This window comes from Escherichia marmotae (assembly GCF_002900365.1).
In the GTDB taxonomy this organism is placed as follows: Bacteria; Pseudomonadota; Gammaproteobacteria; order Enterobacterales; family Enterobacteriaceae; genus Escherichia; species Escherichia marmotae.
Map to the genome: position 1 here is coordinate 2,340,356 of NZ_CP025979.1, position 23,202 is coordinate 2,363,557.

Sequence of the window (23,202 nt, forward strand, 5' to 3'; positions counted from 1 at the left end):
ATGGCCTTCGCAATTCTTTGCTTGCTCCGCCAACCGGGTAGGCCTCGTATCGGATTTCTGTTCGTCAGGTCATGGATTTGCTTCACGCTTCCTTCAGACCCCGCCTCACGACGACGCCCTTGCGCTTCGCTAGTCCTTCGCCACCATCAGGCTGGACAGGGGACTTTCACCCCCGAGCTGCTGAACATGCCCGGCACACAAAGAGAACCCCTTCCCGTTTGCAGGAAGGGGTTGAGGGAGATTACTGCATTAACAGGTAGATGGTGCTGTCGCCGCGCTGAATGTTCAGTGCCAGAACAGACGGTTTGCTGTCGAGAACTTTACGCAGTTCAGCAATATTTTTCACTGCCTGCTGGTTCGCGCCAATAATCACATCACCTTTTTTCAGGCCGATCTGTGCAGCCGGAGTGCCCGTTTTCACGTTGTTCACTACCACGCCCTGATCTTTGCCTTTGTTGCTCATCTCTGCGCCTTCAATACCGTTGAAGATGGAGCTGGAATCAACCTGATTCTGGCTGCTCTGCTGCAGTTCCAGGTTCACGTTAACCTGCTTACCATCGCGCAGTAAGCCCAGGGTCAGTTTGCTACCCACCGGCATGGTGCCAACCTGGGCACGCAGCGCGGCAAAGCTGCTGATCGGTTTACCGTTCAGTGAGGTGATCACATCACCCGCTTTAATGCCAGCTTTCGCAGCGGAAGAGTTCGGCAGAACCTGACTTACGAAAGCACCGCGCTGGGCGTCAACTTTCATTGCTTTCGCCAGTTCAGAGTTCAGCTCGGTTCCCATAATGCCCAGCTCGCCGCGTTTCACCTGGCCGAATTCCACCATCTGCGAGGTCAGGTTTTTCACCATGTTACTCGGGATAGCAAAACCGATACCGATGTTACCGCCGTCCGGCGCGAGGATCGCGGTGTTAATGCCGATCAGTTCGCCGTTCAGGTTAACCAGCGCGCCACCGGAGTTACCGCGGTTGATTGCGGCATCGGTCTGGATGAAGTTTTCGTAGTTTTCGGCGTTCAGGCCGCTACGTCCCAGTGCAGAGACGATACCGGAAGTTACCGTCTCGCCCAGACCGAACGGGTTGCCGATTGCTACGGTGTAATCACCTACACGCAGCGCATCGGAATCCGCCATCTTAATTGCAGTCAGGTTTTTCGGATTCTGGATCTGGATCAGCGCGATATCAGAGCGCGGATCTTTGCCAACCATCTTCGCGTCGAACTTACGGCCATCGCTCAGTTGAACTTTAATGACCGTCGCGTTATCAACAACGTGGTTGTTGGTAACAACATAGCCTTTATCGGCATCAATGATGACACCGGAACCCAGCGCCATGAATTTTTGTTGCTGACCGCCGCCGTTACCGCCCTGGCCACCCTGGCAGAACGGAGAACTCTGGAACGGAGAACCGTCCTGGCAGAACGGAGAATCATCACCGAAGAACTGCTGGAAATTACGCGGCATACGCGGCGTATTAACAGTTGTGCTACCTTCTACGTTAATGCTGACCACTGAAGGCATCACCTTTTCGAGCATCGGTGCAAGGCTTGGCATCTGCTGGGCTGTCGTTGCTGAAGAAGTCTCAGCCGCCGTTGCAGAGAGCGGAGATAACGCCAAACCTAAACTCAGAGCCAGTGCACTCAGTGCTAATGTGGTTTTTTTCATGTATTTCAGTCTCGATTAACAGATAACGCAAAATTGCTGTGTTCTTCAGATTCGTTTTATAGCGCGAAGTTCCGAACTAAAGTTTCTGCAAAAAGTAAAAATTTATTGTCCGTCTTTACAAAAGCCTGGTTATTGTTCTACAGCCATCAGACGCCGGTATTCATCCCACGCATAGAGGTCTGTCATACCGCTGATATAATCCTGTATCAGGCGGCAGCGATAATAATATTCCCATAGAGGAAATTCAGGAGAATCTGATGATAATTTACTGACGGCCTCGACATAGGCCAGCCGATGGCGCGTGGAGAGCTTGTGGAATAAGCGCGATTCAATCGGAAAGCGTTTCACCCGTTCTTTTTCTACCAGTTCAGTAAAGTCTGATAACGACAGACTTAATAAAGGACGATAAATCTCTAATAACCCACTAATCACCCGGTAGCCCTGTAATTCAAGCTGCTCGACATCTGGATGGCTAAATACATGTTTTACGGCGACATTTTTATATAACTTCAGAAGATCGCTACATTCACTGGCATCTTCCAACAGCGCATGATTAAACGTTCCGGCAAAAATCGTCGGTAAATTATCAATAAATCGTTGTGCCGCATAAGGCACCAGTTTATTGAGAGTATTAACCCGTAAATACATAAAAAACTGATCTTCCGTGCTGCGACTTAAGCTATTTGAGCGTGATTTTTCCCAGGCATTTTCTACTACCTGTGCAAACAGCGAACCTTTCTCATGCTGACCCCATGCCTCGTGGAGATGATGATAAAGCTGTTCAACGGTAAATATTCTTTTCTCAACCGCATCTTCAAGATCAGCCACACAATAAGAGATATCGTCGGCAGCTTCCATAATCCACGTTAATGGAAAACGACTGTAAAGAGCCAAATTAAGTTCTTTACGCAAACGGGAAATATAGACTTCTTCGGAAAGATAATAGCCCGGCTTTTTCATTAAATAGTTATGCGTCTCAGGCGTATCACCACGCCACCACGCCGGACGGGTATATTTTAAAATACCGCCAACCTGCGCCCAGGTGAGATTCATCCGCATCAATGTATGCACCAGGCGAATCCCCTGCGCATTGCCTTCAAAATGACATAAATCCTGACGAATTTTGCGCCGCAATTCATTGAGCTGTTCCTCTCCTTCCCTTAATCGCAACGTTGCCACACGACAGCGATCATCGGTCAGCGGCTGACTTTCGGCATCCCCCGGGTACAAACGCTGGCGAAACCAGTCATTAATCGCCGCTTCGCCAAAATGACCAAACGGCGGGTTACCGATATCGTGCATCAGGCATGACATCTCGACAATGCTTTCAAAGGGGCCGGTCAGCTCGTCCAGACCATACTCCTCCAACAATTTAAGCTCTTTCAGACGACTTAATATCTCTTTGGCGATATAGCGCCCTACCTGCTGCACTTCCATAGAGTGGGTAAGACGCGTGCGCACGGCGGCATTACGCTCAAGTGGGAAGACCTGGGTCTTTTGTTGCAGACGGCGAATTGCCGGGGAGTTGATAATACGTCCCCGATCGCTTTCAAAGATCCGCAGGATCTCATGCTCGGTTTTAATACCCTGCGGTGAACGATAACGACGATGCCAGTTTATTTTTTTTCGGAAATCAATCTGTGTCATGTCCTCTCCCGCGTGAGAAATACGCTTCCCCTTAAGCGCATGATAAACTATGCCCTCAAATCGGGCTTATCGCGAGTAAATCTATGAAAATCGGCATCATTGGTGCAATGGAAGAAGAAGTTACGCTGCTGCGTGACAAAATCGAAAACCGTCAAACTCTCCGCCTGGGTGGCTGTGAAATCTACACGGGTCAACTGAACGGAACCGAGGTTGCGCTTCTGAAATCGGGTATCGGTAAAGTCGCTGCGGCGCTGGGTGCGACTCTACTGCTGGAGCACTGCAAGCCAGATGTGATTATTAACACCGGTTCTGCGGGGGGGCTGGCATCAACGCTGAAAGTAGGCGATATCGTTGTCTCTGACGAAACACGTTATCACGACGCCGACGTGACGGCATTTGGCTACGAATACGGTCAGCTACCTGGCTGCCCGGCAGGCTTCAAAGCTGATGATAAATTGATCGCGGCTGCCGAGTCCTGCATTGCCGAACTGAATCTTAACGCCGTGCGCGGTCTGATTGTCAGTGGTGACGCTTTCATCAACGGCTCCGTTGCTCTGGCGAAAATCCGTCACAACTTCCCGCAAGCCATTGCGGTAGAGATGGAAGCGACGGCTATCGCTCATGTCTGCCACAATTTTAACGTACCGTTTGTGGTGGTACGCGCCATCTCTGACGTGGCCGATCAGCAGTCTCATCTCAGCTTCGACGAATTTCTGGCCGTTGCAGCCAAACAGTCCAGCCTGATGGTTGAGTCACTGGTGCAGAAACTGACTCATGGCTAAGTCACTGTTCAGGGTGCTGGTCGCCCTGTCTTTTCTCGCGCCGCTGTGGCTCAACGCCGCGCCGCGCGTTATCACTCTTTCTCCCGCCAACACTGAACTTGCCTTTGCCGCCGGGATCACCCCGGTAGGGGTCAGCAGTTATTCCGACTATCCACCAGAAGCCCGGAAGATTGAGCAGGTTTCCACCTGGCAGGGGATGAATCTGGAGCGCATCGTGGCGCTGAAGCCCGATCTGGTGATTGCCTGGCGCGGGGGCAATGCCGAGCGGCAGGTTGACCAACTGATTTCGCTGGGAATAAAAGTGATGTGGGTCGATGCGACAAGCATTGAACAAATTGCTGATGCGCTACGCCAACTGGCACCCTGGAGCCCGAAGCCAGACAAAGCCGGGCAAGCCGCGCAAACCTTACTGGAACAGTATGCGCAACTGAAAGCGCAATATGCTGATAAACCTAAAAAACGTGTTTTCTTACAATTCGGCATTAATCCGCCGTTCACCAGCGGAAAAGAGTCGATTCAGAACCAGGTGCTGGAAGTTTGCGGCGGAGAAAACATCTTTAAAGACAGCCGGGTTCCCTGGCCGCAGGTTAGCCGCGAACAGGTATTAGCACGCGCCCCACAGGCTATTGTCATCACGGGCGGAGCGGATAAAATTCCTAAAATAAAGCAATACTGGGGCGAACAGCTCAAAATTCCCGTTATTCCTCTCACGAGCGACTGGTTTGAACGCGCAAGCCCACGTATTATCCTCGCTGCACAACAACTCTGTAATGCGCTTTCACAGGTGGATTAGCGCCTGATATTTTCAGGTGCTCAGTGGGGATTGAGAAATGCTCGTCTATTGGCTGGATATAGTCGGCACAGCGGTATTTGCCATCTCCGGCGTTTTGCTAGCCGGAAAATTGCGTATGGATCCTTTTGGCGTCCTGGTTCTGGGCGTGGTTACCGCAGTAGGTGGCGGGACAATTCGCGACATGACGCTGGATCACGGTCCGGTATTTTGGGTGAAAGATCCCACAGACTTGGTCGTCGCGATGGTGACCAGTATGTTGACTATCGTTCTGGTACGCCAGCCAAGACGCTTACCAAAATGGATGCTGCCTGTGCTTGACGCGGTTGGCCTGGCGGTGTTTGTTGGTATTGGTGTCAACAAAGCCTTTAATGCGGAAGCAGGCCCACTGATTGCCGTTTGTATGGGTGTGATCACCGGCGTTGGCGGCGGGATCATCCGGGATGTACTGGCGCGTGAAATCCCGATGATATTACGCACAGAAATCTACGCGACGGCCTGCATTATCGGCGGTATTGTCCACGCTACAGCCCATTACACGTTCTCCGTACCGCTGGAAACAGCCAGTATGATGGGGATGGTTGTAACGCTATTGATTCGGCTGGCAGCTATCCGTTGGCATCTTAAACTACCGACGTTTGCACTGGATGATAATGGACGTTGAAGAGAAGATATGCCGGATAGGTTATCCGGCATATTAAAAGCAGATTAGATGCTGAAGGAAGAACCGCAACCGCAGGTGCTTTTCGCGTTCGGGTTGGTCACGATGAAACGTGAACCTTCCAGACCTTCGGTATAGTCAACGGAACCGCCGACCAGGTATTGCAGACTCATCGGGTCAACCACCAGGCCTACACCCTGTTTTTCGATAGTCATATCGCCTTCGTTCACCTGATCATCAAAGGTGAAACCATACTGGAAGCCGCTGCAACCGCCACCAGTGATATACACGCGTAACTTCAGATTCGGGTTATCTTCATCAGCGATCAGGCTTTTAACTTTGTTGGCTGCTGCGTCGGTAAATTCCAGCGGCAGTGCTACGTCATCACTCATATTTTGCTCCAAACGACATCGGCAATTGGGCAAATTCTAACCCAATAATAAGCGCCATTATCTAATACCCTGGTATTTCGTTCAAGTATTCTCGCTGGCAGCCGCGGCCTTGCTTCGCGCCAGTTGTTCCGCTTCCTGTTTTGCCAGCGTGCGGGCAAGAATCGCTGAGTATAGCGGTTTTCCGCCGGTAAATTGTGCTAATAGTGTTGCGCCAAGACCAGTAATAATCATTGGCAAAATGAGCTGATAGTTATCTGTCATCTCAAGTACCAATATTATCCCGGTTAGCGGCGCACGAACGGATGCCGCCAGTAACGCGCCCATTCCAGCAATAGCAAATGTCCCTGCTTCAAGGTGATATTGCGGAAACAGTTCCGTAGCGACCATGCCAAATGCCGTTCCCAAAACCGTACCAAGCGCCAGCATCGGGGCGAAAATACCGCCCGGTGCACCAGAAGAAAAGCAGAGCAGTGTGGTGATCACCCGCGCAACAAAAATAAAAATCAGCATTCCCATGCTGAAATTCCCTGCTGTCGCGATAGGAATCAGGTTAAAACCACCGCCCGAAGTTTCTGGCGCAACGAAACCAAGCAAGCCACACAGGCCGCCAATCGCACCGCCCATCAGCACCCATTTCGTGATATTGCCGCCGTGCACACGGTGCAACAAATCCTGCATCCCCAGCACCCATTTATTAAAAATAGGGCCGAAGATACCAAAAATAATACCGAGGATCAGATAAAGCCAGAGCGTATTGAGCGGCGCATCAGAGAGTTTACCTACGTCAATTAACGCGACTTCGTGATTAAATATCCGGTACATAATGGTCGACATAATGACGCCAATAAATACCGCTTTAATCGAAATTAGCGTATAGCGGAATTGCGGACGCATCTCTTCGATAATAAAAAGAATGCCCGCGAGCGGCGCGTTAAAGGCCGCCGCCAGCCCCGCCGCCGCACCGGTTGCCAGCAACGTGTGACGAGCTTCATCACCTTTCATGCGGAAAATATCAAGCACCATGCGGCCAATGTTACCGCCGATCTGTACGGTTGGCCCTTCGCGTCCCAGCACCATGCCACCGCCCAGCGTTCCCAGACCACCAAAGAACTTCACCGGCAATACACGCCACCAGCGGACGGGACGTTGATCTTCCAGCGCGCCTTCAATTTCCGGAATACCCGAACCACCTGCTTCCGGCGCGTATTTGCGCACCAAAAAATAACCGAACATCGCCAGCACCGCCGAACAGAGAAAAGCGACGGTCAACAAAAGTGGGTAATTATCGGCAGTATGTACCAGCGCGCCCATACGTTGGTTCTGCAACCAGGCGACGCCTTTGTCAAAAGCTACTGCTGCCAGCCCGACAAGGGTGCCAACGACCGCAGCCATAAACAAAATGGCTAATGGCGTTTTGTCGCGCTCAAGAAGTTGACGAATCAGTTGTCTACGTCGCAGACGCGCAGCCTGCGGTATTTCAGAAGAGGGTGTATCAGTTTTCATCCAATGATCACTTATTGGTCATACAAATAAGATGACGGCATTCTACTCGCTCGTTCGATGAAAATCCTTTGCAAAGCGTAATGTTTCAAATGCGCAAAACTTTTATACTCTTAGAAATCCGGGTTGCCGCAGTACAAGCAACCTGATGCTTGACGAGTATTTAACTTGTTATGAATAACATAGAATAGCAGCCATTCACTTTTTCTACGAATCAGGAACCCTCCATGAGTAAGTCTGAAAATCTTTACAGCGCAGCGCGCGAGCTGATCCCTGGCGGTGTGAACTCCCCTGTTCGCGCTTTTACCGGCGTGGGCGGCACTCCACTGTTTATCGAAAAAGCGGACGGCGCTTATCTGTACGATGTTGATGGCAAAGCGTATATCGATTATGTCGGTTCCTGGGGGCCGATGGTACTGGGCCATAACCACCCGGCGATCCGTAACGCAGTAATTGAAGCCGCCGGGCGCGGTCTGAGCTTTGGTGCGCCGACCGAAATGGAAGTAAAAATGGCGGAACTGGTGACCGAACTGGTGCCGACGATGGATATGGTGCGTATGGTGAACTCCGGCACCGAAGCGACGATGAGCGCTATCCGCCTCGCCCGTGGTTTTACCGGCCGCGATAAAATCATTAAATTCGAAGGTTGTTACCACGGCCACGCCGACTGTCTGTTAGTGAAAGCAGGATCTGGCGCACTGACGCTGGGTCAACCGAACTCTCCGGGCGTTCCGGCGGATTTCGCCAAACATACCTTAACCTGTACCTATAACGATCTGGCGTCTGTGCGCGCCGCGTTTGAGCAGTACCCGGAAGAAATTGCCTGTATTATCGTTGAACCGGTAGCCGGTAACATGAACTGCGTTCCGCCGTTGCCGGAGTTTCTGCCGGGTCTGCGCGCGCTGTGTGACGAGTTTGGCGCGTTGCTAATCATTGATGAAGTAATGACCGGCTTCCGCGTGGCGCTGGCGGGCGCACAGGATTATTACGGTGTCGTGCCGGATCTCACCTGTCTGGGCAAAATCATTGGCGGCGGGATGCCTGTTGGTGCCTTCGGCGGCCGTCGTGATGTGATGGATGCGCTGGCCCCGACCGGCCCGGTGTATCAGGCGGGTACACTTTCCGGTAACCCAATTGCGATGGCAGCCGGTTTCGCCTGTCTGAATGAAGTCGCGCAGCCGGGTGTTCACGAGACACTGGATGAGCTGACAACACGTCTGGCGGAAGGCTTGTTGGAAGCGGCAGAAGAAGCGGGGATTCCTCTGGTTGTGAACCACGTTGGCGGCATGTTCGGTATTTTCTTTACCGATGCCGGGTCAGTGACGTGTTATCAGGACGTAATGGCCTGTGACGTGGAACGCTTTAAGCGTTTCTTCCATATGATGCTGGACGAAGGTGTTTACCTGGCACCGTCAGCGTTTGAAGCGGGCTTTATGTCCGTGGCGCACAGCATGGAAGATATCAATAACACCATCGATGCCGCACGTTGGGTGTTTGCTAAGTTGTGATGATTTTGCCTCGCCCACCGGGCGAGGCATTTTATTAACGGCTCTGCTTTCTCAGCAAATAAATAAAATACGGCGCGCCGATAAACGTCGACAATAATCCCGCCGGGATCTGGAACGGAAACAACACCATCCGCCCGCACCAGTCCGCAAACACCAGCAGCAAACCACCCACCAGCGCCGAAATCACAATGTGCGGCATCGTCCGTCGAAAGCCCATCATCCGTGCAATATGTGGTGCCATCAGACCAACAAAACTCAATGGCCCAATGGTCATTGTCGCGGTCGCCGTCAGACAGGCCGCCAGCATCAGCAACGCAACTCGCGTCGGCGTCAGCGCCATCCCCACGGCTCGTGCGGTATCACCACCCAGCGGTAAAATGGTCAGCCAACGACGGCACAGCGGCGTAATTGCCAGCAAAATCACCATCACAATTCCGGTGCGCCAGACCTGCGCATCGGTGGCATTGTAGGTCGAACCGGAAATCCAGGTCAGCACTTGCGCCATACGTGGATCGCCGCTCGCCTGCAACATCATCAGCAGCATAGTGAACGCGGTGCTTAATGCCATCCCCGCCAGCAGCATCCGATGTGGTGAAAATCCACCGCGCCCGGCGGCGATCATAATGATCAACAGCGTCACCGCCGCACCGAGACTTCCCGCGGGCAGCAACCAGCCAAAGGCGTTGCCCGGCACCAGAAACAGCATCAGCACTACGCCAAACGCCGCACCAGAGCTGATCCCCAGCACTTCAGGGCTTGCCATCGGGTTTCCGGTCAGCCGCTGAATAATACAGCCAGCCACTGCCAGCATCACGCCTGCAAACAGTGCCGCCATAATTCGCGGCCAGCGCCAGGGCATTAAATCCTCAAGCAGTACCCCACTCGCCCACGTCCAGCCTTGCGAATCACGACCAAACGACAGCGCCACCACTACGGCAATCAGCAGCAGCACACCACCAGCGAGGGCAAACGCCAGCACATGTTGGCGTTCAATCGCGACCCGATCGTTAACCTTCATATCCGGCGCGCTAATGCTGCGTAAACGTGGCAGCAGCCATAGCAGCAGCGGCGCACCAATCAGTGCAGTGACCGATCCGGTGGAAACTTCCATCCATACGCGGGTTAGCCAGAGAATTATCTGATCGGAAAGCCAGAGAATGAGTGCCCCAATCAGTGACGCCAGCATCAGCCGCGGCAGCAGACGACGCGCGCCCAGCATTTTCGCCAGCAGCGGCGCGAACAAACCGATAAAGCCGATAATCCCGACCGCGTTCACCAGCAAGGCGCTGATAACAATCGCCAGAGACAGCGCAGCCAGACGCGCCAGCGACAGTGCCAGCCCCAGATTGCGCGCCACGCCATCATCAAGCCCCATCAGGGTTAACGGGCGCAGTAGTAGCAATGTCAGCATCACGCCGCCCAGTAACTGCGGCCATAAACGTTCAACGCCGCCCCAGTCGGTTTGCGTCAGCGTACCGGTGCTCCACAGGAACATGCTTTGCAACTGGTCATGATGAAAAATGACCAGTAACTGGTTGATTGCCCCGCAATAAAGGCTCACGACCAGACCCGCGAGGATCAACGTCACTGGCGAAAGGCGTTTACCCCACGCGACGCCAAAGACGATTAAGCCAACCACACAAGCCCCCGCCAGCGCGGCGAACTGACTTGCCGCCACACCAGGAATCGCCCACAGCGTGGTGACGGTAATCCCCAGTTGCGCGCCCGTTGCGACGCCAAGCGTGGTCGGTTCCGCCAGCGGGTTACGTAGCACTTGCTGAAACAGCACGCCAACCAGCCCCAGACCCGCGCCAACCAGCAGCGAAATAACCAGACGCGGCAGCAAGCTGTAGTGAAAAATCATCTGCTCAATGACGTCAATATCCGGCGACCAGATTGCCTGAGTCCACTGGCTACGCGGCAGCGCATGCGAGAAGTTCATCCAGGTGAGCACCACAGCGGCAATCACCAGCAACGCCAACAATAACGCCGGAAAAAGCGCAATTCGTTTACTCACGCCTGGCCTCCAATGGCGTTATCCAGAATGCGCACAAAGTGCATTGCCGAAAGCGTCGCGCCATAGAACCAAACTGCGGGTACGCGTTGAAAACGCCCTGCACGGACAAACGGCATGGCCTGCCACAGCGGTGTCGCCATTAACGCGTCCATGTCCTTACTGTTATCGTGATCAAAACACAGCACATCAACATCTTTATACGCCGCCAGACGATCAATACTGACCGCGGTACTGCCCCAGAAGTTGGTTTCCCCTTGCCATGCATTCACAATACCGTACTCATCGAGAATTTCCTGGAACAAGCTGTTTGGACCGAAGACCAGCATATGGCGCGGATCGAGAAGCGACGTCAGCAATAACGGGCGCGCTCCACGCTTTACAAAGCGGGGTTTCATACTGCGGATAAATTTTTCATATTGCGCTAAATGCTTTTCTGCCGCGCTTTGCAGGTTGAGCAAATCCGCCATTTCCATCAGTGATTTACGCGCCATCATCAGTGGCTGCTTGCCGTCGCTGAAGTTAAATCCGCGCCCCGGTGCAATGCGTGCCAGCATTTCTGGCGAAGGGCCATATCCTGCCGACCAGACCATAAACGACGGTTTCATTTCGGTCAGTAGTTCGAGGTTAGGTTCTGTACGCAAACCAACGTCAATCACCGATTCCGGTAATGGCGGTTCGCTGACCCACAGTCGATAGTTAATGGTGTCCGCCACACCGTAAGGCATGATGCCGAGCGCCAGTAGCAGTTCCACCGGCAACCACTCCAGCGCCACAATACGATGCGGATCAATCGCCGCCGCGCGAGCGGTATTCATCTGCCATAACAACGGAGAAAGCGCCATCGCCGTTAACAGTCGACGACGCGAAAGAAGAGGTAAGCCGCTCATCAATAAACAAAACTCACAGGTGCGGCACCCGCCGGATGCGGCAAAATACCCATCGGGATGCCATAAATCATTTCGAGGGTTTCGCCGCGCATAATTTCCGCAGGCGTTCCCTGAGCAATCATTTCACCGCCGCGCAGGGCGACCAGATAATCACAGTAACGCGCCGCCATATTGATATCGTGCAGCACAGCAATCACCGTCAGGCCGCGTTCCTGGCTTAAACGATGCACCAGCGCCAACACGTCAACCTGATGAGCGATATCCAACGCCGAGGTCGGTTCATCCAGCAGCAGGCATCGGCTATCCTGCGCCACCAGCATGGCGATCCACGCTCGCTGACGTTCACCGCCAGAAAGGCTATCCACCAGCCGATGCGCCAGTGGTTTTAAGCCGACAAGAGCGATGGCTTCTTCGACCTTTTCGCGATCTGCCACGCCAAATCGCCCCAACGCGCCGTGCCACGGATAGCGACCAATCGCCACCAGTTCGCGCACGGTCATCCCTTCAGCCGGAGGAATCTGCTGCGGCAAATAAGCGACTTTGCGGGCAAAGGCTTTACTGCTCCAGCCTTCCAACGGCTGGGCATCAAGAAGAATTTCGCCTTCCGACGGCGGCTGATGACGTCCCAGCATTTTGAGCAGTGTGGATTTACCAGAACCGTTGTGACCAATCAGGCCGGTCACTTTCCCGGCAGGAAAGGTTAACGACAGCGGATGCAAAAGCGTGCGCCCCGGCACACGAAAGGAAATATTACGCAGTGCAAAAGTGGTATCGGAATGATTCGTGTATTCCTGCATAACAGCCAACTTGTGAAGCGGGCACGGAAATCCGTGCCCAAAGCGAAAATTAGAAACGGAAGGTTGCGGTTGCAACGACCTGACGTTCTGCGCCCCAGAAGCAGCCATAGGTGTTAAAGCAACTGGCGACGTATTCACGATCGAACAGGTTGTTAACATGCAGCGCCACGTTGGAGCCAGCCATACCAACTCGCGCCAGATCATAACGCACTAACGCATCAACTACCGTATAACTTCCCACTTTAAAGGAGTTAGCCGGATCACCGTAGCTGGAGCCAGTATAACGACCGCCAGTACCCAGCGTCAGGCCAGAAAGTGGGCCGTCAAAGAAGGTATAGTCAGCCCACAGAGAAGCCATGTGTTTTGGCACCTGCGCAGGCGTATTACCTTTGTAGGTAGTATCGGTGGTGTATTCCGCATCGGTGTAGGTATAAGAACCGACCACGTTAACACTTGCCGACAGCGCCGCTTTTGCTTCGATTTCTACGCCACGCGCGCGGATCTCACCACCTTCAACCGAGAAGAATGAACCCTCAGGATCTGCCATCAGGTTGTTAGTTTTGGTGAGATTATACAGTGCACCCGTCACCACGATTGGGCGATCTTCCGGTACGTATTTCACGCCGACTTCGTACTGCTTACCTTTAGACGGTGCGAAAATATTACCATCCTTCCCGACCTGAGAAGAAGGTTCAAACGATTCGCTATAGCTGAAGTACGGTGTTACGCCGTTATCAAACAGATAGTTAACACCACCACGCCAGGTGAACTGTTTGTCATCACGTTTGTCAGTCGTTCCCGCTACGCGGTTAAGCGATTCTTGATCTGCCCAGTCATAACGACCGCCCAGAGTGACCAGTACTTTATCCCACTGCGCCTGATCCTGAACGTAAATGCCTGTTTGCTTCTGCTTATTCAGGATGCGGTACGGGCCGGAGTTATCCGGGTCTTTGGCATTGAAATCGAAATCGGTATTCACCGGATTATACAGATTCAACAGCGGCACAGAGTCGTCGTAACCAAACCAGGCGTTGATGTCATTACGCATACGCATAAAGTCGACGCCAGTCAGCAGAGTATGGTCGATATCGCCAGTGGCGAATTTGCTTTGTAACTGGGTATCAACAGAGAAGTTTTGCAGTTTCTCATCATCAACAACGTATTTCCGCGCCAGGTAGTGACCTTTATCCGCAGGTGCTATAGCTGCACACTGCTGGCTGTAAGCATTCGCCGGATCGGAGCAGACACCGTAGCCATAAACGCTGTTTTGCGAGGTTTTGTTTTCAGCAAAACGCAGGTTCTGACGCACCGTAAAGGTGTCGTTAAATTCGTGGTCGAAGCTATAGCCCACCATCTTCTCGTTACGAGAATAGGTATTGTTCTTCGCACCTTCGTTAAAGTCGGTCGGCAGACGCTTACCGTTCGGCAGCGGCTCAACGGTTCCCTCTTTCGGCAACCAGCCGTAATAGCCCGTTTCCGGCTCGTTCTGGAAGTAAGAAAGGAAGGTGAAATTGGTTTTATCGTCCGGACGCCAGGTGAACGCAGGAGCAATAGCATAACGCTGCTCTTCTGCGCCCTTCTGCTGGGCATTAGCAGAACGCGCAAGACCGGTCAGACGATAAGAATAAACGCCGTCATCATCCAGCACATCGCTGAAATCAAAACCAGTCTGGAACAGGCTGTCAGTACCGGCTTTAAACTGAACTTCTTTCAGCGGTTCGGTAGTCGGGCGCTTGCTGACCATATTCAACAAGCCACCTGGGCTGCTTTTCCCGTAAAGCACGGAAACAGGACCACGCATGATTTCAGCGCGCTCAAGCATATACGGATCGATAACCGCATCGTTATAGAAGTTACCCTGCATCTTCAGGCCGTTCAGATAGTTATTCTGACTTTGGCCTTCTGCAGCAAAACCACGGATGATCAGGTGGTCATAAGTGTTGGACGCACCACGTGTACCGACCGAAACCCCTGGCGTATAGCTAAGCGCTTCTTTTACTGACTTCGGCTGGTGTAGCGCCATCTCTTCGGCTGTGACCACAGAAATAGACTGCGGTACTTTTTGAATCGGCGTATCTGTTTTAGTACCGGTGGCTGACTGTCGCGCCGCAATAGTGGCTGCCGGCCCCCATGCGCTTTCTTGCGGCGCAGGTGCAGCGGTAACGGTGATAGTCTCTTCTTTCGGTTCAACCGCTGCCTGTGCATAAACAGACATGCCGCTAACCGCTGTGGCTACTACGACTGCGATTTTACGCAGCGAGTGTTTTGGCTGAGCAGTTTTGTAACGCGCCATTGGTATATCTCTGATGTAAAGTAAAAGTGAATGATAACGTAAACGAGAATGATTATTATAAATATGAAATAATATTCGAAACGGCGAGACGATGGCAAGCAGTACCCATCAGAGAAGCAACCAAAGGGTCAATAAACAATCAGATGAAAAGAAAGGGTTAATGCTTTTGGAAGGATGTTATTTTACCGGATGGCGGCACGCCATCCGGTAGGTCACAGTTAAATGTTAATTACTACCAAACATTTCCTTAATCCAGCCCGCCACGCCGTCGCTGTCTTTCTGCTCTTGTTGAGCAGGTTGCTGCTGCTGCGGCTGAGAAGACTGATCAAACGGATTGCCTGACGGCTGCTGCTGCATCTCACTCTGTTGACACAGCGATTGCGGATCGCTGGTCCAGACCGGCAAGATACGCATTCCACCGCTGCAAACAAAGTTGCCGTCGTAGTCGACGCCCATATCCACGATATCTTCCGGCGGTACAAGATTCAGCGGCGTTGGCGTCTGGTTAGCCAGATAACGCTGGTAAATCGACATCGCCCCGCTGGCACCGTACAACTTAGTCGGCTGGTTGTTATCGCGGCCAACCCAGGTGATGGTCACCGTGCTGCCGTCAATGCCCGCAAACCAGGTATCAACGTTGTTGTTGGTAGTCCCGGTTTTGCCCGCCAGGTGCAGATTCGGGTATTTCGCTCCCAATTGGCGACCAGTACCACGTTGCACCACTTGCTGCATGGTCCATAGCGTCAGATACGCCGCTTGTGCCGGAACTGCGCGTTCCGCCTGCGGGAAGCTCTGATAGAGCACTTTACCATCTTCGGCAATAACTGAACGCAATGCAGAAAGCGGCGCACGGTTACCACCGCTGGCGATAGTCTGGAATGCCTGCGCCACTTCGATTGGCGTTAAGTTCAGCGCCCCAAGCAACATTGCCGGAACCGGATTCAACTGATCTTTCGGCACGCCCAGTTTAATCCAGGTGTCCGTTACCGCAGGTAACCCTAACGCCATCCCCAGATTCACCGTTGGCACGTTCATCGAACGGGTCAGCGCATCTACCAACATTACTCTGCCGCTCTCGCTATAACGGCGGTCATCGTTCTGTGGTGACCAGACCTGACCGTTAGGCTGACGCAGCGCGATTGGCGCATCGGCAATCCACGTATTCAGGCGATAGATTTTCGGCTGGCTTAAGGCCGTCAGATAGGTCGCTGGTTTTGCCAGTGATCCAATCGAACGACGCGCCTGCATCGCACGGTTGTAACCCGCAAACTGCGGTTCGGAGCCACCGACCATCGCGCGAACTTCACCGCTAAAGCGGTCAACAACCACAATCGCTGTTTCCAGATCGCTCAACTTACGCTGTTTCTTCAGTGCCGGAATGCCTTCCACGGCGGCTTTTTCTGCCGCGTCCTGAGCCACCGAGTCAAAAGTAGTGAAGATCTTCACGCCAGAGAGATCTTTCACTTTATCGCCCAGTTTCGCCTGCAACTCCTGGCGCACCAGTTGCATAAAGGCAGGCTGCGGAGAGATCACCCCACCGCGCGGCTGTACGCCCAGCGGACGTGCGCTCAACATGTCGTAGAGTTCTTGATCAATAATCTGCTGCTGTTGCAGCAGACGCAGTACCAGGTTACGTCGCTCAAGCGCCAGTTTCGGGTTGCGCCACGGGTTATAGATAGACGCACCTTTCACCATACCGACTAACAGCGCCTGCTGATCAAGGCTCAACTCTTCTACCGGACGACCAAAGTAGTACAGGCTTGCCAGCGGGAAACCACGGATTTCGTTGTCACCGCTCTGACCGAGATATACCTCGTTCATATACAGCTCAAGAATGCGGTCTTTGCTGTAACGCGCATCCATGATTAACGCCATATAGGCTTCGTTCGCTTTACGCCAGTAAGAACGTTCGCTAGAGAGGAACAGGTTCTTCACTAACTGTTGAGTCAGCGTACTCGCCCCCTGCACCGTGCGCCCGGCGGTCAGGTTCGCCAGCACCGCACGTCCAATGGAGTAGAGACTGATACCATCATGCTCGTAGAAATGACGGTCTTCTGTCGCCAGCAAAGTATCTACCAGCAAATCCGGGAAGCCACTACGCGGCACAAACAGACGCTGTTCGCCGTTTGGTGAGGAGATCATGGTGATCAGACGCGGATCAAGACGGAAGAAACCGAACTGACGGTTGTTCTCCATATTGACAATAGTCGCCAGATGATCGCCCTCAAAAGTCAGACGCGCACGCACCTGTCCTTCTTTACTATCCGGGAAATCAAACGGACGGCGGATCATCTCAATGCTGTTGGCCTGCACGGTAAATTCGCCAGGACGGGTCATCTTCGACACCTGACGATATTGCGTGGCCTCCAGCAATTTCACCATCTCGTTCTTGCTGATGGTCATGTCTGGCTCAAGGTTTACCATCCGACCATAAACTGCCGCTGGCAATTGCCACACCTTGCCATCAATACGGCTGCGAATTTTTTGATCGAGATAAACACCGTAAACGGCGATTAACACCGCAAATACGATCCCCAGTTTCAGTAGCAGCCATAGCCAGCCGCGTTTACCACGAGGCTTACGCCCTTTGCCCTTACCTTTGCGTGGCATCGGTTCTTCATCCTCATAGTCATCATAATCGTCGTCATCTTCGTAGCGACGACGGCTTACCTTTTGTTTGACAGGACGCGTCGGTTTCCCTTTGCGTCCAATTGGCTCGCGGTCATTCCCGGCCATACATTTTCTCCGCAATATTCAGGCGCAAAAGCCCGATTTTCTATTCTTCTGTGACAAGACAGAAGAAGATATCTCTCAAAGTACTTTTCGCCCTCCCCCTATGGGAGAGAACCGGGGCGAAGGGACTGCCCGTGCCCGTTTACCAACCTCACGAATACTTTTTCGTCCGTCGCGTCGGTGCGGTATTCGCCGGGTCGTCCGGCCAGACGTGTTTGGGATAACGCCCTTTCATCTCTTTTTGCACCTCGCGATACGCTCCCTGCCAGAAGGCACTTAAATCACGCGTGATTTGCAGCGGCCTCTGGGCGGGTGAAAGCAATTCCAGCACCAGCGGCACGCGCCCCTGAGCGATAGTCGGATTAGTGGCTTCGCCAAACATCTCTTGCATTCTCACCGCCAGCGCGGGTGGGTTATCTTCATGATAACGAATGGCGATCCGGCTTCCCGTCGGCACAGTGTAATGCGCAGGCAATTCACTATCCAGACGTTGCTGCATTCCCCAATCAAGTAATCCGCGCAGCGCCTGATAAACATCAAGAGATTTCAGGCCACGCAGCGAATGTACGCCGGCCATATGTGGCAGCAGCCACGTTTCCAGCGACGCCAGCAAGCTCGCCTCATCCATTGCTGGCCAATCATATTCCTGTAACCACTTTGCAGCACACAGCAAACGCAAGCGTAGCTGCTCCGCTTCCGGCGTCCAGTTAAGAACGTTTAGACCTTTATCGCGAATACCGTTGAGCATTGCATGATGTAATTCATCTTCCGACGGTTTCGCCAGCGGCTGTACTTTTACTGTGAGCTGACCAATCTGCAACCGACGCTAGGCCTTCAGCGTGCCTTGTGCATCGTCCCATTCAACGGTGTCAGATTGCTGTAATAGCTGTGAGCAGCGTTGCACTAACTCATCAATATCGACCGGTAGCGCCAGTAGAATTCGCGCATCCGGCGAGGCGCTGCCCTGCAATAACAAAGGAGCGATCAACCACTCGTGGCGGCTTAAGGCATCATCCGCGTCCAGCATTGCTCCCATACCGTTCGCCAGTTGATAACGACCATCCTGGCCACGGCGACGAGCAATACGATCGGCAAAGGCCTGGGCAAGTAGCGGCGCAATAAACGCACTGTCGGCCTCGCCACCACGGACGTTTAAGCGCTTTAACAGTTGCTGACTACGCTGTTGCCAGGCCGGTTGATTGCGGGAAAACGCCACTTCCAGGTCGCTATTCCCCATGCGGGGCGGCTCTTCGAGAATGGCGGCAATTTTTGCGGCGGTAGCGGCTTCATCATCACTCTTCGCGCTCACCAGCATAGCGGCTAACCGCGGATCATTACCCAGCGTCGCCATTTTTTGCCCTTTCGCGCTAAGTCGTTCGCCATCCAGCGCGCCAAGCATCTGTAACAGGCGTTTCGCAGCCTGTAGATTCACCGTTGGTGGTTGATCCAACCAGTTCATCTGCGCCGGATCGCTGCATCCCCATTGCAGTAATTCCATCAGCAAACCGGAGAGATCGCTTTGTAAGATTTCCGGTTCACTTTGTGCAGCGGCGCGTTCCGCCTGTTCTTTGGCGATCAAATGCAGGCAAATGCCCGGCTCCAGTCGCCCGGCGCGCCCGGCACGCTGCGTCATCGACGCCTGACTAACTCGCTGGGTAATCAACCGTGTAAGACCCGTTCGCGGATCAAAGCGCGCCATCCTTTCCTGGGCGCAATCCACCACCAGGCGAATACCTTCGATAGTTAAACTGGTTTCAGCAATATTGGTTGCCAGCACCACTTTGCGCATCCCTTGTGGTGCCGGGAGGATCGCTTTTCGCTGATCGTTCAACGACAATGCGCCATACAGTGGACAAAGCAACACATCACTGCCTACACGCGAAGCCAGTTGTTCCTGCACACGCTGAATTTCCCCGACGCCAGGTAAAAACAGCAGCAGAGATCCTGCTTCCTGGCGTAGCAATTCGGCGGTGGCGACAGCAACGGCTTCGTCAAAACGTTGATGTGTAGGCAGCGGCAAATAGCGGCGCTCCACCGGATACGAACGTCCTGCGGAAACAACAACGGGGGCTTCCGGCAACATTTGCTGTAAGCGCTCGTTATCCAGCGTGGCTGACATAATCAGCAGCTTCAGGTCATCGCGCAGCCCTTGTTGCACATCGAGTAACAACGCCAGCGCCAGATCCGCCTGCAGACTGCGTTCATGAAACTCATCAAGGATCACCAGACCGACGCCGCTTAGTTCCGGGTCGCGTTGGATCATGCGCGTCAACACCCCTTCAGTAACGACTTCCAAACGGGTATTCGGCCCGACGCAATTTTGCGCACGCATCCGGTAGCCAACGGTATCGCCGGGCTTTTCGTTAAGCAGCTCCGCCAGCCGTTGCGCGACGTTACGCGCCGCCAGACGCCGCGGCTCCAGCAGGATGATTTTCCCGCGAATACCAGGATGCGCCAGCAGTTGCAGCGGCAGCCAGGTCGATTTCCCGGCTCCGGTCGGCGCGCTTAATAACACCTGCGGTGCACAATCGAGGGCGGCAAGTAATTCAGGTAAGACGGCAGCAACGGGCAACAACGACACAAAACGCTCCTGAGGGTTAACATTCTTCGCGGCGCATTGTAGCATCGCGGTAATTCATAACCGAGTGCCTGACATGTCTGAACCGCAACGGCTGTTCTTTGCCATCGACTTACCTGCAGAAATCCGCGAACAGATTATCCACTGGCGCGCCGCACAGTTTCCACCAGAAGCGGGGCGTCCGGTTGCCGCTGAGAACTTGCATCTGACGCTGGCGTTTTTAGGCGAAGTGAGCGCAGAGAAAGAGAAGGCGCTCTCACTTTTGGCCGGACGGATTCGTCAACCCGGTTTCACACTAACGCTTGATGACGCCGGTCAGTGGCTACGTTCTCGCGTGGTGTGGCTTGGTATGCGCCAGCCGCCGCGCGGATTAATCCAACTGGCGAATATGCTTCGTTCACAAGCAGCACGCAGTGGTTGTTTTCAAAGCAATCGACCGTTTCATCCGCATATCACCTTATTGCGCGATGCCAGCGAGGCGGTGACAATCCCGCCGCCTGGCTTTAACTGGTCGTATGCGGTGACGGAGTTCACCCTTTACGCTTCCTCGTTTGCCCGAGGACGCACACGCTACACGCCGCTAAAACGCTGGACACTGACGCAATAACAAGGGTTTTATCGCAATGGAATTTTCACCCCCTCTACAACGCGCTACGCTGGTTCAACGTTATAAACGTTTTTTAGCCGATGTGATCACACCAGATGGCCAGGAATTAACGCTACACTGCCCGAATACTGGCGCGATGACCGGTTGTGCAACACCTGGAGATACCGTCTGGTATTCAACTTCCGACAACACAAAACGGAAATATCCGCACACCTGGGAACTGACCCAAAGCCAAAACGGTGCATTTATTTGCGTCAATACACTTTGGGCAAACAGATTGACGAAAGAGGCTATCCTTAATGGGAATATTTCGGAGCTGTCAGGCTATAGCTCGCTGAAAAGCGAAGTAAAATACGGTGCCGAACGCAGCCGTGTTGACTTCATGTTACAGGCGAGGTTTCGACCTGACTGCTATATTGAAGTGAAATCGGTTACGTTAGCGGAAAACGAACAGGGATACTTTCCCGATGCAGTGACTGAACGAGGTCAGAAACATCTTCGGGAGTTGATGAGCGTAGCGGCTGAAGGCCAGCGTGCAGTGATTTTTTTCGCCGTGCTACATTCAGCCATTACACGGTTTTCACCCGCGCGCCACATCGATGAGAAATACGCGCAACTATTGTCAGAGGCTCAACAGAGGGGGGGTAGAAATTCTGGCTTATAAGGCGGAACTTTCTGCTGAAGGTATGGCTCTTAAAAAATCACTGCCCGTTACTCTGTAGTTGAATAAGTAACTGGTTAATTTACATTCTGGTCGCGTGCGCAAATACGCTTTTCCTCACACTGTTGTCAAGTGTTACGTTTAGATAATTGCTATCCGGAAAAGCATCTGCTATTTATAGCGGCCTCATTTTTCCCCCGAACATGGGGATCGATAGTGCGTGTTAAGGAGAAGCAACATGCAAGAAGGGCAAAACCGTAAAACATCGTCCCTGAGTATTCTCGCCATCGCTGGGGTGGAGCCATATCAGGAGAAGCCGGGCGAAGAGTATATGAACGAAGCCCAGCTGGCGCACTTCCGTCGTATTCTGGAAGCATGGCGTAATCAACTCAGGGATGAAGTCGATCGCACCGTTACACATATGCAGGATGAAGCCGCCAACTTCCCGGATCCGGTAGACCGTGCCGCCCAGGAAGAAGAGTTCAGCCTCGAACTGCGTAACCGCGATCGCGAGCGTAAGCTGATCAAAAAGATCGAGAAGACGCTGAAAAAAGTGGAAGACGAAGATTTCGGCTACTGCGAATCCTGCGGTGTTGAAATTGGTATTCGTCGTCTGGAAGCGCGCCCAACAGCCGATCTGTGCATCGACTGCAAAACGCTGGCTGAAATTCGCGAAAAACAGATGGCTGGCTAATTAAAGCTGTTCCATCACGTTTACCACAGGCGGGAAATGCTCCCGCCTTATTTTTTGTTCAAAGAGATGACAGACACACACTATATTGGGCGCTTTGCCCCCTCACCTTCCGGCGAACTTCATTTTGGTTCTCTGATCGCTGCGCTTGGCAGCTATCTGCAAGCACACGCCCGGCAAGGTCGCTGGCTGGTACGCATTGAAGATATCGACCCACCCCGTGAAGTTCCCGGTGCCGCAGAGACTATCCTGCGCCAACTGGAACATTACGGCCTGCACTGGGACGGCGATGTTCTCTGGCAATCCCAACGTCACGACGCCTATCGTGAAGCCCTCGCCTGGTTACGTGAGCAAGGACTAAGTTATTACTGCACCTGTACGCGCGCACGTATTCACAGTATTGGCGGTATCTACGACGGTCATTGCCGTGAATTGCATCATGGCCCGGACAACGCGGCTGTACGTATTCGGCAGGTGCATCCGGTTATGCAGTTCACTGACCAACTGCGCGGCATTATCCACGCCGACGAAAAACTGGCGCAGGAAGATTTTATTATTCATCGCCGTGATGGTTTGTTTGCCTATAACCTGGCTGTGGTGGTTGATGATCACTTTCAGGGCGTGACTGAAATTGTCCGTGGCGCAGATTTGATTGAACCCACAGTGCGGCAAATCTCGCTGTACCAGCTTTTTGACTGGCAAGCGCCAGATTACATTCATTTGCCGCTGGCGCTTAACGCACAAGGCGCTAAACTTTCCAAGCAGAATCATGCGCCTGCGTTACCAAAAGGCGACCCGCGCCCGGTACTAATCGCGGCACTTCAATTTCTTGGTCAGCAGGCAGAAACACATTGGCAGGATTTCAGCGTCGAGCAAATCCTTCAGTCAGCCGTCAAAAACTGGACGCTGACCGCCGTACCTGAGTCGGCAATTGTAAATTCAACATTCTCAAATGCGTCATGCTGAGCTATGATTAGCCGCTATTTTTTTGT

18 protein-coding genes and 2 pseudogenes are annotated in these 23,202 nt (G+C 53.1%); 8 read left to right on the plus strand and 12 right to left on the minus strand.

The genetic code is table 11. The features are described from left to right. Window positions 1-241: 241 nt before the first annotated feature. Window positions 242-1,666 carry a serine endoprotease DegP gene (gene degP / locus C1192_RS12135; RefSeq protein ID WP_001517772.1) on the minus strand — a complete coding sequence of 475 codons (1,425 nt, stop codon included), beginning with the start codon at window positions 1,664-1,666 and terminating at the stop codon, window positions 242-244. Window positions 1,667-1,795: 129 nt separating this feature from the next. After that, a complete protein-coding gene (dgt, locus tag C1192_RS12145; RefSeq protein ID WP_038354982.1) occupies window positions 1,796-3,313 on the minus strand; it encodes a dGTPase in 1,518 nt (505 codons plus the stop codon). 83 nt (window positions 3,314-3,396) lie between these two features. Here dgt and mtnN point away from each other — a divergent pair, with 83 nt between their 5' ends. From mtnN to C1192_RS12160, 3 genes are read left to right on the plus strand one after another with little or no spacing between them, the layout of a single operon-like run. Then, window positions 3,397-4,095 carry a 5'-methylthioadenosine/S-adenosylhomocysteine nucleosidase gene (gene mtnN / locus C1192_RS12150; RefSeq protein ID WP_000689856.1) on the plus strand — a complete coding sequence of 233 codons (699 nt, stop codon included), beginning with the start codon at window positions 3,397-3,399 and terminating at the stop codon, window positions 4,093-4,095. Beyond that, window positions 4,088-4,888, plus strand: a complete 801-nt coding sequence (gene btuF / locus C1192_RS12155; RefSeq protein ID WP_038354981.1) for a vitamin B12 ABC transporter substrate-binding protein BtuF — start codon at window positions 4,088-4,090, stop codon at window positions 4,886-4,888. The genes mtnN and btuF overlap by 8 nt, the downstream gene beginning before the upstream one ends. Window positions 4,889-4,925: 37 nt before the next feature. Next, window positions 4,926-5,549, plus strand: coding sequence for a TRIC cation channel family protein (locus C1192_RS12160; RefSeq protein WP_038354980.1), 624 nt, complete (start codon window positions 4,926-4,928; stop codon window positions 5,547-5,549). Window positions 5,550-5,593: 44 nt separating this feature from the next. Here the strand turns inward: C1192_RS12160 and erpA are convergent, their stop codons facing one another. The 4 genes from erpA to C1192_RS25500 are packed head-to-tail and all read right to left on the minus strand — an operon-like array spanning window position 5,594 to window position 7,500. Then, complete coding sequence (erpA, locus tag C1192_RS12165; protein ID WP_001295564.1) at window positions 5,594-5,938, minus strand: iron-sulfur cluster insertion protein ErpA; 345 nt, start codon at window positions 5,936-5,938, stop codon at window positions 5,594-5,596. Next, window positions 5,931-5,996, minus strand: coding sequence for a small protein YadW (gene yadW / locus C1192_RS25155; protein ID WP_122983118.1), 66 nt, complete (start codon window positions 5,994-5,996; stop codon window positions 5,931-5,933). Before yadW ends, erpA begins: the two co-directional genes overlap by 8 nt. Window positions 5,997-6,019: 23 nt before the next feature. After that, the gene (gene clcA / locus C1192_RS12170) at window positions 6,020-7,441 is read right to left on the minus strand and encodes a H(+)/Cl(-) exchange transporter ClcA (RefSeq protein ID WP_000845418.1); all 1,422 of its coding nucleotides are present in this window, start codon (window positions 7,439-7,441) and stop codon (window positions 6,020-6,022) included. A gap of 11 nt (window positions 7,442-7,452) precedes the next feature. Next, entirely contained in the window at window positions 7,453-7,500 is a 48-nt protein-coding gene (locus tag C1192_RS25500; RefSeq protein WP_214678600.1) for a hypothetical protein, read from the minus strand. A gap of 165 nt (window positions 7,501-7,665) precedes the next feature. On the opposite strand from C1192_RS25500, the gene hemL reads away from it, so the two are divergent. Beyond that, window positions 7,666-8,946 carry a glutamate-1-semialdehyde 2,1-aminomutase gene (gene hemL, locus C1192_RS12175; RefSeq protein ID WP_038354979.1) on the plus strand — a complete coding sequence of 427 codons (1,281 nt, stop codon included), beginning with the start codon at window positions 7,666-7,668 and terminating at the stop codon, window positions 8,944-8,946. A 34-nt stretch (window positions 8,947-8,980) separates the two neighbouring features. Here hemL and fhuB read toward each other — a convergent pair whose 3' ends face one another. The 6 genes and pseudogenes from fhuB to hrpB all read right to left on the minus strand — a co-directional run bounded on the left by fhuB (window position 8,981) and on the right by hrpB (window position 20,254). After that, on the minus strand, window positions 8,981-10,963 hold the full coding sequence (gene fhuB, locus C1192_RS12180; RefSeq protein WP_038354978.1) for a Fe(3+)-hydroxamate ABC transporter permease FhuB: 1,983 nt from the start codon (window positions 10,961-10,963) through the stop codon (window positions 8,981-8,983). Further along, window positions 10,960-11,850, minus strand: coding sequence for a Fe(3+)-hydroxamate ABC transporter substrate-binding protein FhuD (fhuD, locus tag C1192_RS12185; RefSeq protein ID WP_038354977.1), 891 nt, complete (start codon window positions 11,848-11,850; stop codon window positions 10,960-10,962). Before fhuD ends, fhuB begins: the two co-directional genes overlap by 4 nt. Then, entirely contained in the window at window positions 11,850-12,647 is a 798-nt protein-coding gene (gene fhuC / locus C1192_RS12190; protein WP_038354976.1) for a Fe3+-hydroxamate ABC transporter ATP-binding protein FhuC, read from the minus strand. Before fhuC ends, fhuD begins: the two co-directional genes overlap by 1 nt. A 49-nt stretch (window positions 12,648-12,696) precedes the next feature. After that, on the minus strand, window positions 12,697-14,940 hold the full coding sequence (gene fhuA / locus C1192_RS12195) for a ferrichrome porin FhuA (protein ID WP_038354975.1): 2,244 nt from the start codon (window positions 14,938-14,940) through the stop codon (window positions 12,697-12,699). 225 nt (window positions 14,941-15,165) lie between these two features. After that, window positions 15,166-17,676, minus strand: coding sequence for a bifunctional glycosyl transferase/transpeptidase (gene mrcB, locus C1192_RS12200; RefSeq protein ID WP_016262885.1), 2,511 nt, complete (start codon window positions 17,674-17,676; stop codon window positions 15,166-15,168). 148 nt (window positions 17,677-17,824) lie between these two features. After that, window positions 17,825-20,254 (minus strand): annotated as a pseudogene (hrpB, locus tag C1192_RS12205) (ATP-dependent helicase HrpB). A 73-nt stretch (window positions 20,255-20,327) separates the two neighbouring features. Between hrpB and thpR the strand changes: the two are divergent. The 4 genes and pseudogenes from thpR to gluQRS all read left to right on the plus strand — a co-directional run bounded on the left by thpR (window position 20,328) and on the right by gluQRS (window position 23,176). Further along, window positions 20,328-20,858, plus strand: a complete 531-nt coding sequence (gene thpR, locus C1192_RS12210) for an RNA 2',3'-cyclic phosphodiesterase (RefSeq protein WP_001294671.1) — start codon at window positions 20,328-20,330, stop codon at window positions 20,856-20,858. 16 nt (window positions 20,859-20,874) lie between these two features. After that, window positions 20,875-21,580 (plus strand): annotated as a pseudogene (sfsA, locus tag C1192_RS12215) (DNA/RNA nuclease SfsA). A 177-nt stretch (window positions 21,581-21,757) separates the two neighbouring features. Beyond that, complete coding sequence (gene dksA / locus C1192_RS12220) at window positions 21,758-22,213, plus strand: RNA polymerase-binding protein DksA (RefSeq protein WP_001155227.1); 456 nt, start codon at window positions 21,758-21,760, stop codon at window positions 22,211-22,213. A gap of 66 nt (window positions 22,214-22,279) precedes the next feature. Beyond that, on the plus strand, window positions 22,280-23,176 hold the full coding sequence (gluQRS, locus tag C1192_RS12225; protein WP_032141541.1) for a tRNA glutamyl-Q(34) synthetase GluQRS: 897 nt from the start codon (window positions 22,280-22,282) through the stop codon (window positions 23,174-23,176). Window positions 23,177-23,202 lie beyond the last annotated feature (26 nt).

What these genes read in the sequence shown, in the direction of transcription:
- degP (WP_001517772.1), bottom strand. Translation starts at nt 1,666, where the DNA reads ATGAAAAAAACCACATTAGCACTGAGTGCACTGGCTCTGAGTTTAGGT.
- dgt (WP_038354982.1), bottom strand. Translation starts at nt 3,313, where the DNA reads ATGACACAGATTGATTTCCGAAAAAAAATAAACTGGCATCGTCGTTAT.
- mtnN (WP_000689856.1), top strand. Translation starts at nt 3,397, where the DNA reads ATGAAAATCGGCATCATTGGTGCAATGGAAGAAGAAGTTACGCTGCTG.
- btuF (WP_038354981.1), top strand. Translation starts at nt 4,088, where the DNA reads ATGGCTAAGTCACTGTTCAGGGTGCTGGTCGCCCTGTCTTTTCTCGCG.
- C1192_RS12160 (WP_038354980.1), top strand. Translation starts at nt 4,926, where the DNA reads ATGCTCGTCTATTGGCTGGATATAGTCGGCACAGCGGTATTTGCCATC.
- erpA (WP_001295564.1), bottom strand. Translation starts at nt 5,938, where the DNA reads ATGAGTGATGACGTAGCACTGCCGCTGGAATTTACCGACGCAGCAGCC.
- clcA (WP_000845418.1), bottom strand. Translation starts at nt 7,441, where the DNA reads ATGAAAACTGATACACCCTCTTCTGAAATACCGCAGGCTGCGCGTCTG.
- hemL (WP_038354979.1), top strand. Translation starts at nt 7,666, where the DNA reads ATGAGTAAGTCTGAAAATCTTTACAGCGCAGCGCGCGAGCTGATCCCT.
- fhuD (WP_038354977.1), bottom strand. Translation starts at nt 11,850, where the DNA reads ATGAGCGGCTTACCTCTTCTTTCGCGTCGTCGACTGTTAACGGCGATG.
- fhuC (WP_038354976.1), bottom strand. Translation starts at nt 12,647, where the DNA reads ATGCAGGAATACACGAATCATTCCGATACCACTTTTGCACTGCGTAAT.
- fhuA (WP_038354975.1), bottom strand. Translation starts at nt 14,940, where the DNA reads ATGGCGCGTTACAAAACTGCTCAGCCAAAACACTCGCTGCGTAAAATC.
- mrcB (WP_016262885.1), bottom strand. Translation starts at nt 17,676, where the DNA reads ATGGCCGGGAATGACCGCGAGCCAATTGGACGCAAAGGGAAACCGACG.
- thpR (WP_001294671.1), top strand. Translation starts at nt 20,328, where the DNA reads ATGTCTGAACCGCAACGGCTGTTCTTTGCCATCGACTTACCTGCAGAA.
- dksA (WP_001155227.1), top strand. Translation starts at nt 21,758, where the DNA reads ATGCAAGAAGGGCAAAACCGTAAAACATCGTCCCTGAGTATTCTCGCC.
- gluQRS (WP_032141541.1), top strand. Translation starts at nt 22,280, where the DNA reads ATGACAGACACACACTATATTGGGCGCTTTGCCCCCTCACCTTCCGGC.